Raw genomic sequence first — 16766 nt, 5'->3', positions numbered from 1 at the left:
GAGAATTATCTTATGCCTACAAGAATCTTTTTTAATCCTGCTGACTCAATTGCTAATGTTCATGATTATGATGAAGCAGTTCGGCAAGGACAAATTTTTCGCGAAAAACAAATTGATGATGAATTAGTAATCGCTAAAGGCCCGCATGACGAAGAGTATGCCATCTTTTATGCTAAGGATACCAAGCCAGCCGATCATGAAGCGGCACAACCTTACCAAGTTAAAAAACGCCTCAACTAAAAAGACGCGAGATTCGAAAACATTTTCTCGAATCTCGCGTCTTTAATTACAATGCCATAAAGCTGATTTTATCTACCGCCAACAATTTGTTCAGTGGCTTGAGCTAAGCGATCCGTTAGTTGATCAGCATTGGCCTTAAATTCATCAACCAAGCTCGTTTCACTAGTGACTTGACCAACTTGTTCCCCCATAAAATCAATCACCACCAAGGCCTGATCTTGCCACTTAACCTCATCATAGTGACCATCGAGCGCATTATCTAAGAGTCTGCATGGTTTCTTGAATCGCTGTTTGAATGACCTGATCAACCGTAATATTATTGCCACGAACTTGTTGTTGAGCCACCTTCATGGCCACCTCTTCCATATTAGTGGGAATTTCAATACTCATCTTCAACCGCTCCCTGAAATTTAAATTCTTTTTTGTTATTATAACCCTAATCTAGTAAGGAGCAGAACTCATGCCCGAAATCTATTATCAACTAATGACGATTACTGATTATCAGGAAATCGAAAGCCAAATCACTAAATTAAAGTCACAGCGTCCTACCCTCGTGGCCCGCTTAAAGGCTGCCCGAGCTTTAGGCGATTTGTCCGAGAACACTGAATATAGTACTGCTAAACGCGATTTACGTCATATTGATAGCCGGCTCCGCTTTTTAAATAAACAGTTAAAATATGCTAAGGTGATTGAACCAACAGATTCTAAAATAGTTGAAATCGGCACAAAAGTCGTCTTAGCAGATCTATCAGATCAAGAAGAAATGATCTACCAAGTGGTCGGACGTCAAGAAGCTGATGTTAATCAAGGAAAAATCTCATATGAATCACCCCTCGGTAGTGCCATTATGCATCAATCAGTCGGCAAAATCGTGACCGTTAACGCACCAGACTTCACTTATCAAGTTAAGATTATCAAAATTGAACTAGTTTAAAAAGCTGGATAGAAACATAGATTAGTTTCTTGTCCAGCTTTTTGCATCCTAAAATATGATTCCAATAATGATGGTTATTACTAACAAGCCCAGTAAAATTATCGTCCAAGATTAACATAAACAAGGCCGTTACAATGAAGATCAGAAAATCAATTAGCTTATTCATTGTTTCCCCACCGTTTTAAGGGTTGGTATACTAACGCGGCCACCACCGCTCCAATAATTCCTTGTAATAAATCCGTTCCAATCCCAAGGATTCCAGCAACCCAAGTGTATAGCACGCCATTTGCGACCACGTAAACGGCAACCATAACCACAATGCCAACACCCAGTGCCAAGAAACGATTATGCGTCCTCGTGTAAAGCCATCCGGCTAAAAAACCTTCTAGGCCATGAGCTAAAAATGAAAATGGAGCAAAATTAGCATAACCAGAAATTAAGTCTAGCAAGAGGGCTCCAAAACCACCAACCGTACCACCGTACCATTTACCAAAGAGTAAACTAGCCAGAAGAACGGCAGCATCACATAAGTTAACATTCCCATGAGTCCATGGAATTGGAATCAGGAAAACCCGACCAAAAATGATTAACAAGGCCATCAACATCGCTGAGATCGTAATTTTTCGAATGTTCGTAGTTCGCATTAAGAAGCCCCCTTGCTTCGTTTTTAAGAACTACCTTACAAGGTGCAAACGCCAACTGTAAAGCCTATCGTTAAAATTCGTCAATTTTGTTTCGATACACTTTAGCCGTGACCGGATCAAAAGCTACTATCCAAACTTGCTTAATCGTTGTTTGATTTCCCAGGAAATCAAACATGGTTTTCACAGCAATCGTGGCTGCTCGCTCTAATGGGAAATGATAAACCCCAGTACTAATCGAAGGAAAAGCTACCGTTTGACAACCATATGACAAGGCTAGTTGTAAACTATTCCGATATGAATCCGCCAATAACTCCGCTTCTTGATGGTGACCATCCACCCAAATCGGTCCCGGAGTATGAATAATATACTTAGCAGGCAGATTGAAACCAGGCGTGATTCGCGCTTGACCAGTCGGACAGCCCCCCAGTTTTGCACAAGCCAAATCAAGGGCGGGACCGGCCGCTCGATGAATTGCCCCATCAACGCCACCGCCACCACGCAAAGTAGTGTTGGCGGCATTAACAATCGCATCTACTTTAGATTGTGTAATATCGCCTAATTTGACGGTTATGGCTACCATATTTGCACCCGTTGATCTGGTTCCAGATACATTTGATCACCAGGTTGGATATCAAATGCCGGATAGAATTCGGTCAGATTTTGAGCTTGAACGTTGGCCCGTAATTTATTAGGGGCATGGACATCAATCGATAACAAAAGTTGCATGTATTGTTCAGTCGCCTTCATCCGCCAAACGCGTGCCCAATTTAAGAAGAAGGCTTGAGCATTATAATCAGCTTCTTCTTGCGCCGCTGAAAGGGCACAACTCAGGCCTCCGGCATCCGCGATGTTTTCCGAAACTGTTAGTTTCCCATTCACACTTTGTCCCGCGTATGGGAGGCCATCAAATTCCTTAACCATCTTTTCAGCTAAAGCCTTGAAGTGACTTTGGTCCTCTTCAGTCCACCAATTCTTTAAGTTCCCGTATTCATCAAAGAGGGAGCCGTTATTATCAAAGGCATGGGAAATTTCATGGGCAATTACCGCCCCAATCCCTCCATAATTTTGACTACTCGTTTGTTGCAAGCTGTAAAATGGCGCTTGGAGAATGGCTGCTGGGAAGACGATAATATTCATAAATGGATGGTAATAGGCATTAACTGTCGCCGCACTCATTTCCCATCGGGTTTGATCAACTGGTTGATTCCAACGACTAAAACTTTCGGCTTTAAGTTGCTGACTTAAAGTAATCGCATTAGCTAACAAGGATTTCCCGGTATCAATCTTTAGTTGCTCATAGTAAGCCGGTAATTTTTCGGGATAACCAACTTGAACCCCGAGATGGGTTAACTTTACAATTGCCTGTTGCCGGGTCGCCGGACTTAACCAATCATTATTTTCTAACCGTTCTTGATACACCTTAATCATCTGGTGGACCATATATTCGACATTGGCCTTCGCCTCAGGACCAAAATAGGTTTCTCCATAATATTTACCAATCACTTGACCAAAATAGGACATGGTAAAGTAATAGGCAAATTTTTGATGATTAACGGCTTCTTGACTGCCTGAAAGGGTTCGTGAATATTCACCACTTGCAATCCGCAGATCATCGGTCAAGACACTGGCATCACCAAGGATCGTTTTAACGGTCAACCAACTCTTAAATTCCGCAAAATGGTCTGCCAAAATTTGATCTAAAGCTTGGAAATACGCCGGTTCGGTGACGATTACCTTAGCTTCAGTCGTCTTAATTAAGGACTTGATGATTTCCGACAATGATAATTGCTCCGTTGCTTGAGCGAATTCAGTCACCGTCATTGGGTTATACATCTTGCTATAATCAGCTCGTTCTTCAGCACTCTTAACATGCGGTACCAAGCGTGCATCAAAGGCCTTCGTTTCTGATACTAGTTTTTGCGCGGTTTCTTGATCGTACCCAACCATTACCAAAACTTTTTCGGCCATTGTCGTCCAAACCTGCAAGAGGGCTTGACCCTGTTGATTGTCATCTGCATAGTAATTTTTTTCTGGCAAGATTAAGGTCGGAGCGCCAGCGTACAGGCCATATACTTTAGCATTCTTCATATCTGTATCAAGATCAAAGTCCACCGGTGAGGGATTCCCCGTTAATAACCAGTCGTGCCAAATTGATTGATAATCTTCATAAGATTGTAAAGCTTCAATCTGATCTAACTCAACTTGAAGCGGACTAGTTCCTTCACTGGCCCGCCGATCAAAATCTAAAGCCAACTGGTAAAGCTTGACGGCTTGAGCCATTTGTTCATTAGGAAGCTCTTTTTCACCCGACGCAAACTTTTCCAAGTCATCCATCAAGAGTTTTTCAATGTCAATAACTAAATCCTGAAAGCCCCCCGTTGCTGGTCGATCAGCTGGAATTTGGGCCGTTTTAGACCACTCTCCGTTTACGGCTTCATAGAGATCTGTTTTCACTGCTTGTAAATCAACTGTCATCTGCCTACTCCTTAATTTTAATTGCACCTATTTTATTATAATTAACGACAAAGTAACATTAATATGACCAAAAAATCCGGCAGCACCAAGACTACCGGAGATTTAAAAATGTTTACTTATAATTTAAGACCCAAATGAAAATAATGAAGATGAAGAACAAACCATACATGATTGAATGCACTTCTTTTCCTCGCTTAGCAGCAATCATCGTAATTGGGTAGGTGATTAAACCTAAGGCCATCCCATCAGAAACGCTATAAGTTAGAGGCATCCCCAACACAATCAGGAAGGCTGGAATGGCAATTTCCAACTTATCCCAAGCAATTTGCCGGAGGTTTTGAGCCATTAAGACGCCGACAATGATCAAAGCTGGGGCGGTCACTTGATCCGTCACCACCGTGAGTAGTGGCGAGAAAAACATCCCAACAATAAAGAGCAATCCCGTTACTACAGATGCAAAACCAGACCTACCACCAACGGCGATCCCCGCCGATGATTCCACGTAAGCCCCAACTGGGGAAGTCCCCAGAATCGAGCCGACGAACATGGCACTAGAATCCGACACTAAGGCTTGCCCAACCCGTGGCATCTTATTATCCTTCATAAACCCAGCTTGTTGAGCTAAACCAACTAAGGTCCCGGCCGTATCAAAGAAAGTTACTAACAAGAAGGTCAAAACCACTACCCATAGTTGAACCGTATTAATATCACCTAAGTGACTAATGGCCACCCCAAAGGTAGGCTTTAAACTAGGCGCAGCAGATAATAGATGCGTTGGCATTGGGATTAAGCCTAAACATAAGCCAACGGTCGCTGTCACTACCATGCCGATAAAGATACTTCCTGGGACGTTCATCACCATCAAAACAGCCGTTACTAATAAGCCAATGATCGTTAACCAGGTGGTTGGCGTCGTAAAGGAACCTAAGGTCACAACCGTTGACTTATCGGCTACAACTAAGCCACCTTGGTGAAGACCAATAAAGGCGATAAATAGGCCGATTCCCGCTGAAATTGCATACTTTAAGTCACTTGGAATCGCATCAATAATCGCTTCACGCAACTTAAAGATGGTAATAATAATGAAAATAATTGACGCTACAAAAACCCCGGCTAAAGCGGTTTGCCAACTAATTCCCATCCCAATACATACGGAGTAAGCAAAAAAAGCGTTGATTCCCAAAGCCGGTGCCGTGGCAATTGGATAACGGGCGAGAATCCCCATCATCAAACACCCAAAAGCACTGGCTAGGGCAGTAGCAGTAAAGACCGCTCCCGTATTCATCTTGGCCGCCCCTAAGACACTCGGGTTAACAAATAGAATGTAAGCCATTGAAATAAAGGTCGTAAAACCGGCTAAGGTTTCCCGCCGATAATTAGTCCCTAATTCTGCAAATTTAAAATATTTACTGATCGCTGACACGAACAAAACCTCCAAATTAATTTTCTTTCTTTAGCCAACCGTGATGATCATGATCGTCATCACGACGCTTACTTTTTGAAACGTAGGGATTGCCCCAAACATAAAAACGACAAAGATCTTTGCCCGAATCACCATCTTGATTAACCCCAATCCGCGGGGTCACCATAATCTTTTGCGGTTGCCGGCGCTGACTAAGATCTATCTTCAAAGGGGCTTGATCCATTGGTAAACCATCAAGATGACGATCTTGAATCCCCAAAGCTTGCATCACCTTTCCAGGACCATTTGTTAAATTAACCCCCGTTTGATGACGGTTTTTTGCCATTTGATCTAGATTGGCGAGCGGCTCAATTGCCCGAATGAGGATTCCTTGCGGTTCATTCCGAGCTTGCACCACCACATCAAAACAATAATTGGCGCGAATTTGGTAAATATAAAGGTCACCTGGATCGCCATAAAGCGATTCTGAATAGTTGGTCCGTCGATGGTTAAAGGCGTGGGAAGCTGAATCTTTGACGCCTAAATAAGCCTCAGTTTCGACAATATAACCTGCGAAGTGACCTTGATCACTATCATAAATTAATAAGCGTCCCAATAGATCCTGTGCAATGACAGTCGTTGGTTGGCTAGAAAAATATGCTTGATAAGCATCCATACTTTCATCCTCGACTACTTTCAGCTATGATAATCCCAAGAGGTGAATGATCATGCAAATTAAAATCGAACGTATTTATACCAAACCAGCCGATCTTGACGGTTATCGTATTTTAGTTGACCGTGTTTGGCCACGAGGAATATCAAAAGTCAATGCTCACTTAGATACGTGGGCTAAAACCATTGGCCCCAGTACGCCTTTAAGAAAATGGTTTAACCATGAAGATGCTAAATATCCAGAATTTAAACAACGCTATCTCGATGAACTAGCTGCCAATCCGGACCTAGCGGATTTTAAACAACTAGTTAAAACCCACTTGACTATCCAAAATGTCATCTTATTGTACGGCGCTAAAAATGAGCAGCACAATCAAGCCGTGGTCCTAAAGGAACTCCTTGAGCAAGCCTAAGCCCCTCGCTAATACCTCATCCGTAACCTGAACCGTCAAGAAACGTTGCATGGGTACTTCTTGATGCCGATCCTTAAAAGCCATTGGTTCAGCTTTTAAGATGACGACCGTTAGATTATTTTCCGTTAACATTAACTGCCCAGGGCCCGTATATTTACCCTTGGTATGCTTACCAATCCGCCAGCTATGGACCTTAATTTGATCATTAGCATCAGCGCGTAATTGATAATTCCCCGATGGATCTGCATCGACTGGAATCCCATATAATTTTAAAACTTTATATTGATCTTTTTTTCCCATCGTTCACATATTAAAAGGCCGAGAACTTCTCGACCTTTTTAATTTTCCTTGCTTTATGCCCGGGACTTGTAACTACCGTCAGTCGTATTAACGATTACTTCGTCACCATTCTTAATAAAGGAAGGCACTTGAACCACAACGCCAGTGTTCATCGTAGCTGGCTTTCCACCACCATCGATAGTGGCTCCCTTAACCATTGGTTGGGTATCAGCAACCGTTAAGGTAACTGTCACTGGTAATTCAACCCCGACTAATTCACTACCCACGAAGTCCATTTGAACTTGCATGTTTTCAACCATGAACTTCTTTTCTTCTTGAATTTGGGCCCCATCGATTTCGTATTGTTCATAGGTTTCCAGATCCATGAAGACCGAACTGTTTCCTTCATCGTAAAGATATTGAGCGTTTCGCTTGTCCACGTTCACTTGTTCAACCTTTTCTGAAGGCCGCATCGTTGTGTGCACAATTGAACCACTCCGCAAATCTTGGATATCCATTTGCATCAAGGTGTTACCCTTACCTGGCTTGTGGTGGTTAATTGAAAGCACCTTTAATAATTTGCCGTCCTTTTCAAAAACCATCCCTTTTTTCAAATCAATTGTTTGAATCATGACAAATCTCCTTACATCTTTTCTTTAACTAGGTTTCCCCAGTAAAATCACCAAGAATCATTATAACATAACTAGATCGCTTTCGGAATGGTGCTACTTCTGGATTTCCATATCATCACTTGGAATCCGAATTAAGTTATATTGGATGGCAATATGATTGGCCCGAATCCCAATTCCATTCATCAGGGTATTCTTATACCGGACCGTCATCGTTGCCACGAAAGCGTGTCCCGTTTGGGTATCCGTTTGGTTTAACTTTTTCTTATTCCATGGTAAGTCCATCGCCGTCGCCGGTAAAACATTATTCCCATCGGCTAAGGAACTAAAGTAGGCACTGGTAGTATAGTTCCCGTCCTGGGTTTGATAAGTATAAGAAACGACACCATGGTTACCGGCATTACTGTGATTAACTCGCACGTAATAGTAATCATTGCCACTACTGGACAATTGCAAGGCCGTATAAGTCGTCTTGGTAGTAACCGCGCTGCTATCAGCATATGATACCGGCCGGAACCACGTAGCATACCCCATAAAACCTAGCCAAGCTATGGCAATGACTACTAAGACGACGTAACGGAAAAAGAGTCCCTTTTCGAATCGTTGGTGTGTCTTAGCAATTAACATTAACTGCTTGACTCGAATATAATGAATCACATAAACGAGAAAGGCAATTGCGGCGATCCATAGTAGCCAACCTAACCAATTCCAACTCATAATCTTAACCCCTTATTGTTTGATAAGTTCATTGTATCATTATTTAGATCCCGATAACGATCATAAATCCCGAAAAATCCGTAAATTCATCTATATTCAGTTTGTTAAATCATCTATAATAGACTTATAGTGATTTCAAAACTCGAGGAGAATAGCATGACAAACTTTACTGAATTAGCCTTAGAATTAATTGATTTTGAAAAGGAACACCAATTAAACGATAACGAAGTTGCTTTAGGAAGCCAACTCTCGGTCGAACGGGTTCACGATATTAAGTCTTCTTCTTCTGCCCAAGCCACTGAAGAAGAAACTGGTTTATTACGCCGCTTCATGCAATCTTACCATGGCTAATCTTTTTGTTTAACTAACAGGAGGTCGGAAGGAAACTAATTTTCGTTTCTTTTCGACCTCATTTTTATTCTCCACTGTGTAGATACACGGGTAATGGATTCATCAATTCTGGTTCAATGGGCAGCCCTTGAATCTGGTGCATCAAAATCTCGATTAATCGCATAGCCAATTGATGACTTGGCTGAACAATCGTTGGTAGCTGAGGAGCTAACTTTTGGATTAATTGCGACCCATCATACCCAACTATCCAACAATCCCTTCCTAATTGCCGATTAGCGGTTTTAAAGACCTCAATTATTTGCATGGCCAAAAGATCATTGGGGGCCACCACTCCATCATATTCCCCGGGAAATACTGCCCTTAAATCGAGGTCATTAACATCGAGTGGATCAGCCTGTAGATGAACTTGCGTTAAATAGTCAACCGCTCCTTGAAGTCGATTAACCGTTGGCGAGTAAGACCGATCTTCATCAATTAAAACGGCAATTTTTTGACAACCATGATCGGCTAAATACTGAGCAGCGAGTTGGCCACCCTGATAGTTATCCGAAGTAACTGTCGGAATAGTTTCCGCCAAACGGCGATCAAAGGAAACGATCGGGGCAGAAAGTTGTTGATACTCCTTAATCGCCAAGTTATGCGAACTAGAAATGATTCCATCAACTTGATTTGCAGACAGCATCGCAAGATATTCATGCTCAATTGCTTCGTTCTCAGCCGAAGAAGCAATAATCGTCTTGTAGCCCCGTTGGAATAATTGATATTCGATTTCGTTACTTAGTTCCGCATAGAAGGGATTCGTTAAGTTGGGTAAAATTAGGCCCACAAACTTAGATCCCTTCCCTTGCATCGCTCGAGCTAGAGCATTGGGCTGATAGTTTAATTCCCGCATGGCGGCGTGAACTTTTTGAATTGTTTTTTCACTCAGCGAACTATAGTTATTAATAACCCGTGACACCGTCGTAACCGAAACCCCAGCCAGTCGTGCCACATCACTTAATTTCGCAACCACTTATTCATCCTCATTATTTTAATTACTTGTTATTATGCCAAAAATCTGGCAATAAAAAAAGTGAGACCAAAATCTCACTTCATATTGATCTTAATTTTGTTCCATAACTACTTCGCCATTGGCCGTAATCGTAAAGGTCTTGTTAGCAGCGTCAGCGGTTAAGACCGCAACGTTATCACCACTGGCATCCTTACGCGTAATCGTAATGGTAGTTTCACTTGGTGTTTGGACATCAATGGAACCATTGAGGTCAAAGGCCGCAAATTCATTCCGCCATGCCAACAACTTCAATAGGTTCGCAACTACCGGCCGTTGAACTTCTTGCGCGATTTCGTCCTTGTTGTAGTAGTGACGGTTAATGTTCCGCCCTTCTTTGGTACTTTCTAATAATTCCAAATCGTTAGAACCAGCTAACAAACCAACGTAGTAAACCATTGGAATTCCTGGTGCAAAGACTTGGAAAGCCCGCGAAAGCAAGTAGGCCTTGTCATTGTCACCAAGGGCTGAGTAATAAGTAGAATTAATTTGGTAAATATCCAAATTGTTGTATGCAGCAGAAGAGTACTTCTTCTTAACGTTAGCTCCAACCTTGTATAATTCTTCAGAAGCGTAGTCGATTTCGTCATCAGTTAAGATATCACGTGCATCAACCACTCCGATCCCATCATGAGTATCTAAAGTCGTGAATTGCTTCATTGGCGACATCTTCAACCACTTAGCCAAGCGGTTAGTCTTGCCGGAGTAAAGCGTGTAAAGGGTTGTCATTGGTAAAGCAAAGTCGTAAACGAAGTAACCGTGATCTGAAATCTTAGCAGGAATGGAGTAGTGTTCATGAATTTCTGGCAAGATTTCCGCCTGGTAAGGCGCTAAAATGTCCCGTACTTCATTCAATAAGTCCCAGATTTCTGGTTCCACAAAGAAGTCATCGGAATCAACCTTCTTAATAGCATAGGCAAAAGCATCCAACCGAATCAAATCGGCACCATGCTTAACCATATCAATTAAAGTCGTCTTAAAGAATTCATTGGCTACCTTGCTCTTAACATTGATATCAATTTGTTCTTCACCAAAGGTGTTCCATAAATGTTCCGTGGTCCCATCATCAAAAGTGATTTCTTGCATTGGGGCCTTGTCTTTACGCTTGTAGATCTTGTCTACATCTTCTTGCGTTGGACGGTTAGGACCTGCTGCTTCCCAGAATTTTTCCCAACGAATGAAGAAGTCATTGTACTTGGAATCATCATGGTTCTTCTTGAAGTCTTGGTATTGAACCGACTTCTTGGAAATATGGTTGATCATGAAGTCAAACATCAAGTAGTAATCTTCACCCATGGCTTCAACATCATCCCAGTTACCAAAAGCAGAGTCTACCACTGTGTAGTCATATGGGGCAAAACCACGGTCACCAGTTGATGGGAAGAATGGTAATAAGTGCACCCCACCAATGGCGTCGCCGATGTATTCCTTTAAGATTTCATGAGTTTCTTTAATGTCTTTACCCATTGAATCAGAATAGGTAATTAACATCGTTTTATTTTCAATTGGCATTTGTTAAAACCTCCAAATTAACGCTTCGTCGATGACCGACGTGAAACAAAAATAATAATTGCAATAATGACTAATAAAGCTCCGTAGTATGGGAAAGGTGCTGCTAAATCAAAACCTGATAAAGGCTTCCCTAATAACCTGTTAGTCCATTCAGCAACCGTTGGTGAGAAAGCGGCCCCAAAATTAAAACCAATCAAGACCAATGAGGTGGCCATTGGTTGATTCTTAGCTGGCGCTAGACCAGGCAAGAGGTCAAAAATCATCGGGGAAACTAACTGTAATGGGAATCCAACCATCAACAGACCAGCGGTTAAAATCCAGAAATTATGCCCAGCTAAACCAATCATGAAATTAGCTAAGGCCATTAAACCAAGACCTAAATATACCGTCCCAAAACCAAGATACTTATGAATGGTCCCATAGAATAAACCACCTAATGTGGCCCCAATCAACATCAAGGATAAGAAGTTAGAAGCTCCAGTATATTGAGCCCCCTTAATAGCAACCGCTAATCCTGAGTACCGGTTTTCCAAACCAACATAGTCAATACATAGGACAAAAGCAAACAATACTAAGACGTACACCAAAGGACTGATCTTCGTAACCCCATTATCCTCAACAGCGGTTTCAGCTTCTTTGGCTTCATCAGCCGCTTCCCGTTGTACTGCTGAATCATCGGGAACTCGCCAAGCAAAGAATACTAAGACGATAAAGGCTAGGGCGTAAACCAAGAATGGCATGTGCCAGTTGCCAGAGAAGGTTAAAAATAAACCAGCAACCCATAGACAAAAGGCTTGTCCGATTTGTTCGGCAGCAGCCCGCCAACCAAGCATCTGTGATTGGACATCACCATCATACCAAACCGAAATCATTGAGATACATTGGGAATTGTATAAACCAAACCCGGCCCCTAACAATAACCGTGACAATAAGATTACCGGATAGTTAGAAACAAACATGGGGATCAACCCAGCAACCCCAACAACCGTTACCCCAGCCATAATCATCTTCTTATCTGAAATCTTAAACCATTGTTGTAACAGTGGTGATAAGACGACGAAAACCATTACGGCATAAGAAGGCGTCGTTGCAATATACTCGGATTGAGTCTGCGAAATATGCAACGCCGCTTTCAATTGTGGCAATGACCCTTGGACAGCATACGCACTCGTAATAACAAACGAAACTGACAAGAAGGCCAGCTTCGTAACCAAAGAATTTTTACTATTCAATTCTCTTTTTCTCCTACTTTTTGCTATTTGATAAACGTTTATCAAATCCATAAAATCTTATCATTACGGTCACTAAAGGTCAATAGTATCTAGGCGGAAAAAGAAAAATTGTGAAGAAATTAACTTTCTCCACAATTTCAATTACAGGTATTGATTGATGAATTCCGCGACGGATCGAGCGGCTTCTTCATCGGGACTAATAATTATTAAAGTGTCGTTTCCCGCTAGGGTGCCGACAATTTTTTCATTCTCGTCTCCATCAAATTCCCCCGCCACGATCATCGCAAAATTAGAATTGGGGGTGGTCTTAACGACATTCATAAACTGAACCGTTGTCACGCTTTCGACCCGATGGCGAATTGCTTCAACTAGCCGTTCATTTAAAGCCATTGGGGTTTCTTGGAGTTGAGCATAATAAGTCCGGCCTTGTTGGCCCATCACCTTCACAATATTTAAATGTTGTAAATCACGCGAGATCGTCGCTTGGGTCGCTTGAACACCGTGTTGGGCCACTAGTTCCATTAGTTCTTCTTGGGTACTAATCTCGCGTTCTTTGATTAAATCTTTAATTAGCGCACGACGTGTCCGAAAATCCATCTTCTCTACTCCGATTATTAAATTTAATACTACTAATATAGCAGATTTTAAAAATGATGTCTTTTGAGCTAACCAAGTCTGTGCTTATAAACTTATTGAGCTAATAATTTAGTTAAAACTGCGGCTAACCGTTCTAACTTGGCCGCTTGATCTTTTGGTTCCCGGACGCACTCTTTAATCGTGGTGTGCACCAAAACGCCAACCGCCCAATTTTGTGGTGATAACTCCATCGGTACTGCTTGCGGACGAGGGGGAATCCGTTCTTCGTTATGCAGTAAATGTTGACGGATTAGATCATAATAACCACTCTGGTGACTTTGGTCTAAAAAATTCGTGACTTGGGCTAAATAATCACTCACTTGACCGTGACCACGATCAGGCGGACGAATCCCCTTATGGATTTCTCTTAATGCAATCCCATACACGTATTGATAAGCATCCGTTAAATCCTCAAAATACTTATAAAAGGATCCCCGGGCAATTTTAGCTTCTTTAACAATTGGCGCTACTTGAGCCTCCGATAAGGGACGGGTACCAAATTCATGCAAACACGCCTGAATAATGCGTGATTGTTTGTTCGGATCTAAATTTAAAAACGTCTCCGTTGGCATTTTACCCCTCCTTTCATTCGTATTTTATCATAAAAATTCAAGTAAATACTTGCCAACTATCCAAAATCACCAGAATATCGGAATGAAGATCCCATGAAAACTCTTTCAATGTTAACCGCCACGAATGCCGTCAGACGGGCAATTAGCCGTTGCCTTATCATTTTTTTTGTGTTAATCTTACTTCGGTGCAAAATTTGAAGAATTTGCGCACTCGACAATTTAATATACGGAAAGGTGGTTTTGATGTGAAAAACACACAAAACAAACTCCGCGCGCCAAAGTTAATTTCCCATACTAATGGTAAATCATTAGAAGAAATTAACGGAACGGTCGAAGTTCCGCGCGGAAAAGGTTTCTTAAAGACCCTGTTAGCTTACTCAGGTCCTGGTGCGCTTGTCGCTGTTGGATACATGGATCCGGGTAACTGGTCAACTTCAATCACCGGGGGCCAAAGTTTTCAATACACCCTTATGACGACCATCCTGATTTCAAGTTTGATTGCGATGCTCTTGCAAGCCATGGCTGCCAAACTTGGTATCGTAAGTGAAATGGACCTTGCTCAGGCCATTCGAGCTCGTACAGGGAAGGCGTTAGGAGTTATTCTTTGGATTATGACTGAGCTAGCCATCATGGCTACAGATATTGCCGAAGTTATTGGGGCGGCGATTGCTTTGAACCTCTTATTCCATATTCCAATCATTTGGGCCGTCATGATTACAGTGCTCGACGTCATGGTTCTTTTACTATTGACTAAAATTGGATTTCGGAAAATTGAAGCCATCGTTGCCTGCCTCATACTTGTCATTTTATTTGTCTTTTTGTATGAGGTAATTTTATCCAACCCCAATTGGGGGGGTGTCATCGCCGGTCTTGTTCCAACCCCAGAAGCCATCGCCCAACATCCTGTTGTTAATGGAATTTCACCATTATCGGGATCGCTCGGGATTATTGGGGCCACCGTGATGCCGCATAACCTTTACTTGCACTCCGCAATTTCGCAGACCCGGAAAATTGATCACACGGATGCTGATGATATTAAGCAAACGGTCCGTTTCACCACTTGGGATTCAAACATCCAATTAAGTCTGGCCTTTGTGGTTAATTCTTTGTTACTGATCGTGGGGGTCGCTGTTTTCAAGAGTGGCGCCGTTTCAGACACTTCCTTCTTTGGCCTCTATGAAGCTTTAAATAATACTTCGATGTTAAGCAACCCGATCTTAATTTCAGTTGCTAAATCAGGGGTCCTTTCAACCCTCTTTGCGGTTGCCCTCTTAGCTTCTGGTCAAAATTCCACTATCACGGGAACTTTAACGGGGCAAGTTATCATGGAAGGCTTTATTCATTTGAAAATGCCACTCTGGGCCCGGCGTCTCGTGACCCGATTACTTTCAGTGGTTCCAGTCGTTCTCTGCGTTCTCATGACAGCAGGCGAGACTGAAATTCAACAACACCAAGCCATCAACATGTTAATGGAAAATTCTCAAGTTTTCTTGGCTTTTGCCCTTCCATTCTCGATGCTACCTTTACTATTAATGACAAATAGTAAAGCTGAAATGGGCCAATTCAAGAACTCTTGGATTACCCAAATTCTAGGTTGGATTTCAGTAATCGGCTTAACTTTCCTCAACCTTTACAACTTACCATCAACCTTTGAAGGTTTTGGAATTTGGAATAAGTCCTTATCTGACATCCTTGCCTGGATAACGATCATTTTGATTCTGCTACTATTAGCCTGGACAACAATTGATATCATTCGTGGGGATCGGCGCTTAGCTGCTAATCGAGTGGCGCACCCATGGGAAACAACTGAAGAATAATTTAAAACACTTATTTCATGCTACACATAAGCGGGTGGGAAGAAATGCTAATTGACATTTCTTCCCACCCTTATTGCTTTCCCCTGCTTCGTTATGTTTAGAGATCCTTAATTTAATTTCACATTGATAATTATTTAAGTTCACACCTTTTTCACTCCTTATCGGTATAGTAATAACCATCCCCAATTGATTTTCTTCTTTGCTAACCAGTTTCCTCCCAATTAATGACTGGTTAGCGCGAACCGATTAGCGATTTCCCATCCTAATCGGTTTTTCTTTGCAATCATGGTATAATTATCAACACAACTTAGAGCGAGGTGAACCAACGTGGATAACAATAATCACAAGAAACGTTCCCGGGTTGAACTATATGATTCTCCCGAGACAAATACCAACTCACGCCGGTCACGAAACCGAAGTAATAAAAAGGGAACGACCCAAGAACTGATGGACTCAGCCAAAGGTTTCTGGTCACAAATCAAACCCGATTCAAAGTCTGCACCAGCACCCAAGGCCACTGCATCCTCAAGGCGGGAAAACTTACGGACAGAAGAGACTACTAATGCGAATGAACAACCCATGAGTCGTTCTTCCGTTCGCCATCAACAAGGTGATCAACCGGCCCCACAAGCTAGTGCTACTTACCGGCCAACCCAATCGGCTAATAGCCACCATCAGCATGGCCACCAAGCACCTAAAAATCACCAACCGAAAAAATCAGCGGGTAAATCCCTATTTCGGATCGCGCTAACGGTCATGTTGGCGATCTTATTGATCATGGTCGTCATCTTTATGGTTCGCCAACAGAATCCCGTTAGTTCAGATAGCACGACTACGACAACTAGTTCCTCATCTAGTCATAAGAGTAGTAGTAAGAAGAGCTCCAGTAGTAAGAAAAGTAGTTCTTCAAGTAGTGATACTGATACAGACAGCACAAGCAGTACTGGTACTACTACCTATACTTATCGTTATAACAACAATAATCAAACGACGACCAACCAAAATAACCAAACTACTCAATCATCCGTTACGCAACCTTCAAGTACACAGGCTTCCACAAATGATAGTAATGGGACCAACAATAACCAAGGTTCGACCGGTCAAACTGGTGATTCTAATGCTGGAGCCAATAATAATAACAATACTGGCACTCAATAAAATAAAGGTAGTGTAATGTTTTAATAGGTTGTAAA

The 16766-nt window shown here is 42.1% G+C and carries 21 protein-coding genes; 6 read left to right on the top strand and 15 right to left on the bottom strand.

The annotated features are described in order from the left end of the window. The first annotated feature begins 12 nt into the window (after positions 1-12). Positions 13-240: a hypothetical protein gene (locus FC60_RS07605; RefSeq protein WP_040467890.1), complete on the top strand. Its 228-nt coding sequence runs from the start codon at positions 13-15 to the stop codon at positions 238-240. Positions 241-308: 68 nt separating this feature from the next. On the opposite strand, the gene FC60_RS09775 is transcribed toward FC60_RS07605, so the two are convergent. Together FC60_RS09775 and FC60_RS09770 are read right to left on the bottom strand one after the other, a co-directional pair. Then, positions 309-431: a hypothetical protein gene (locus FC60_RS09775; RefSeq protein WP_268871583.1), complete on the bottom strand. Its 123-nt coding sequence runs from the start codon at positions 429-431 to the stop codon at positions 309-311. Positions 432-495: 64 nt separating this feature from the next. Then, entirely contained in the window at positions 496-630 is a 135-nt protein-coding gene (locus FC60_RS09770; protein ID WP_268871582.1) for a hypothetical protein, read from the bottom strand. 70 nt (positions 631-700) lie between these two features. Here FC60_RS09770 and greA point away from each other — a divergent pair, with 70 nt between their 5' ends. After that, entirely contained in the window at positions 701-1174 is a 474-nt protein-coding gene (gene greA / locus FC60_RS07595; RefSeq protein ID WP_056937814.1) for a transcription elongation factor GreA, read from the top strand. A gap of 158 nt (positions 1175-1332) precedes the next feature. Here the strand turns inward: greA and FC60_RS07585 are convergent, their stop codons facing one another. From FC60_RS07585 to FC60_RS07565, 5 genes are all read right to left on the bottom strand, one after another. After that, positions 1333-1818: an ECF transporter S component gene (locus FC60_RS07585; RefSeq protein WP_056937812.1), complete on the bottom strand. Its 486-nt coding sequence runs from the start codon at positions 1816-1818 to the stop codon at positions 1333-1335. A 70-nt stretch (positions 1819-1888) separates the two neighbouring features. After that, complete coding sequence (locus FC60_RS07580; protein ID WP_056937811.1) at positions 1889-2398, bottom strand: O-acetyl-ADP-ribose deacetylase; 510 nt, start codon at positions 2396-2398, stop codon at positions 1889-1891. Then, positions 2392-4293 (bottom strand): M13 family metallopeptidase, encoded by a 1902-nt coding sequence (locus tag FC60_RS07575; RefSeq protein WP_056937810.1) that lies wholly within the window; start codon positions 4291-4293, stop codon positions 2392-2394. Before FC60_RS07575 ends, FC60_RS07580 begins: the two co-directional genes overlap by 7 nt. 112 nt (positions 4294-4405) lie before the next feature. Next, positions 4406-5716: an NCS2 family permease gene (locus FC60_RS07570; protein WP_056937809.1), complete on the bottom strand. Its 1311-nt coding sequence runs from the start codon at positions 5714-5716 to the stop codon at positions 4406-4408. A gap of 16 nt (positions 5717-5732) precedes the next feature. Then, entirely contained in the window at positions 5733-6371 is a 639-nt protein-coding gene (locus FC60_RS07565) for a DNA-3-methyladenine glycosylase (RefSeq protein ID WP_056937808.1), read from the bottom strand. Positions 6372-6423: 52 nt separating this feature from the next. On the opposite strand from FC60_RS07565, the gene FC60_RS07560 reads away from it, so the two are divergent. Beyond that, positions 6424-6780: a DUF488 domain-containing protein gene (locus tag FC60_RS07560; protein ID WP_056937807.1), complete on the top strand. Its 357-nt coding sequence runs from the start codon at positions 6424-6426 to the stop codon at positions 6778-6780. On the opposite strand, the gene FC60_RS07555 is transcribed toward FC60_RS07560, so the two are convergent. The 3 genes from FC60_RS07555 to FC60_RS07545 form a co-directional block, all read right to left on the bottom strand. Beyond that, entirely contained in the window at positions 6754-7080 is a 327-nt protein-coding gene (locus FC60_RS07555; RefSeq protein WP_056937806.1) for a DUF7671 family protein, read from the bottom strand. The genes FC60_RS07560 and FC60_RS07555 overlap by 27 nt on opposite strands. Before the next feature lie 53 nt (positions 7081-7133). Then, entirely contained in the window at positions 7134-7691 is a 558-nt protein-coding gene (efp, locus tag FC60_RS07550; RefSeq protein ID WP_007122205.1) for an elongation factor P, read from the bottom strand. A 93-nt stretch (positions 7692-7784) separates the two neighbouring features. Then, positions 7785-8405, bottom strand: a complete 621-nt coding sequence (locus FC60_RS07545) for an LVIS_2131 family protein (protein ID WP_056937805.1) — start codon at positions 8403-8405, stop codon at positions 7785-7787. A 156-nt stretch (positions 8406-8561) separates the two neighbouring features. Here FC60_RS07545 and FC60_RS07540 point away from each other — a divergent pair, with 156 nt between their 5' ends. Beyond that, entirely contained in the window at positions 8562-8756 is a 195-nt protein-coding gene (locus FC60_RS07540) for an LBP_cg2779 family protein (protein ID WP_056937804.1), read from the top strand. A 64-nt stretch (positions 8757-8820) separates the two neighbouring features. Here the strand turns inward: FC60_RS07540 and FC60_RS07535 are convergent, their stop codons facing one another. The 5 genes from FC60_RS07535 to FC60_RS07515 all read right to left on the bottom strand — a co-directional run bounded on the left by FC60_RS07535 (position 8821) and on the right by FC60_RS07515 (position 13756). Beyond that, on the bottom strand, positions 8821-9768 hold the full coding sequence (locus FC60_RS07535) for a LacI family DNA-binding transcriptional regulator (protein ID WP_056937803.1): 948 nt from the start codon (positions 9766-9768) through the stop codon (positions 8821-8823). Positions 9769-9858: 90 nt separating this feature from the next. After that, positions 9859-11316: a sucrose phosphorylase gene (gene gtfA, locus FC60_RS07530; RefSeq protein WP_056937802.1), complete on the bottom strand. Its 1458-nt coding sequence runs from the start codon at positions 11314-11316 to the stop codon at positions 9859-9861. A gap of 17 nt (positions 11317-11333) precedes the next feature. Beyond that, a complete protein-coding gene (locus tag FC60_RS07525; protein ID WP_056937801.1) occupies positions 11334-12548 on the bottom strand; it encodes an MFS transporter in 1215 nt (404 codons plus the stop codon). A gap of 141 nt (positions 12549-12689) precedes the next feature. Next, complete coding sequence (locus tag FC60_RS07520; RefSeq protein WP_056937800.1) at positions 12690-13145, bottom strand: arginine repressor; 456 nt, start codon at positions 13143-13145, stop codon at positions 12690-12692. Positions 13146-13237: 92 nt separating this feature from the next. Beyond that, positions 13238-13756, bottom strand: a complete 519-nt coding sequence (locus FC60_RS07515) for a TetR/AcrR family transcriptional regulator (protein WP_056937799.1) — start codon at positions 13754-13756, stop codon at positions 13238-13240. A 245-nt stretch (positions 13757-14001) separates the two neighbouring features. Here FC60_RS07515 and FC60_RS07510 point away from each other — a divergent pair, with 245 nt between their 5' ends. Together FC60_RS07510 and FC60_RS07505 are read left to right on the top strand one after the other, a co-directional pair. Beyond that, on the top strand, positions 14002-15573 hold the full coding sequence (locus FC60_RS07510; RefSeq protein WP_056937798.1) for an Nramp family divalent metal transporter: 1572 nt from the start codon (positions 14002-14004) through the stop codon (positions 15571-15573). 327 nt (positions 15574-15900) lie between these two features. Next, complete coding sequence (locus FC60_RS07505; protein ID WP_056937797.1) at positions 15901-16731, top strand: hypothetical protein; 831 nt, start codon at positions 15901-15903, stop codon at positions 16729-16731. Positions 16732-16766 lie beyond the last annotated feature (35 nt).

It is taken from the genome of Limosilactobacillus gastricus DSM 16045, from assembly GCF_001434365.1.
In the GTDB taxonomy this organism is placed as follows: domain Bacteria; phylum Bacillota; class Bacilli; order Lactobacillales; family Lactobacillaceae; genus Limosilactobacillus; species Limosilactobacillus gastricus.
This window is presented reverse-complemented; position numbering and strand designations above follow the sequence as displayed.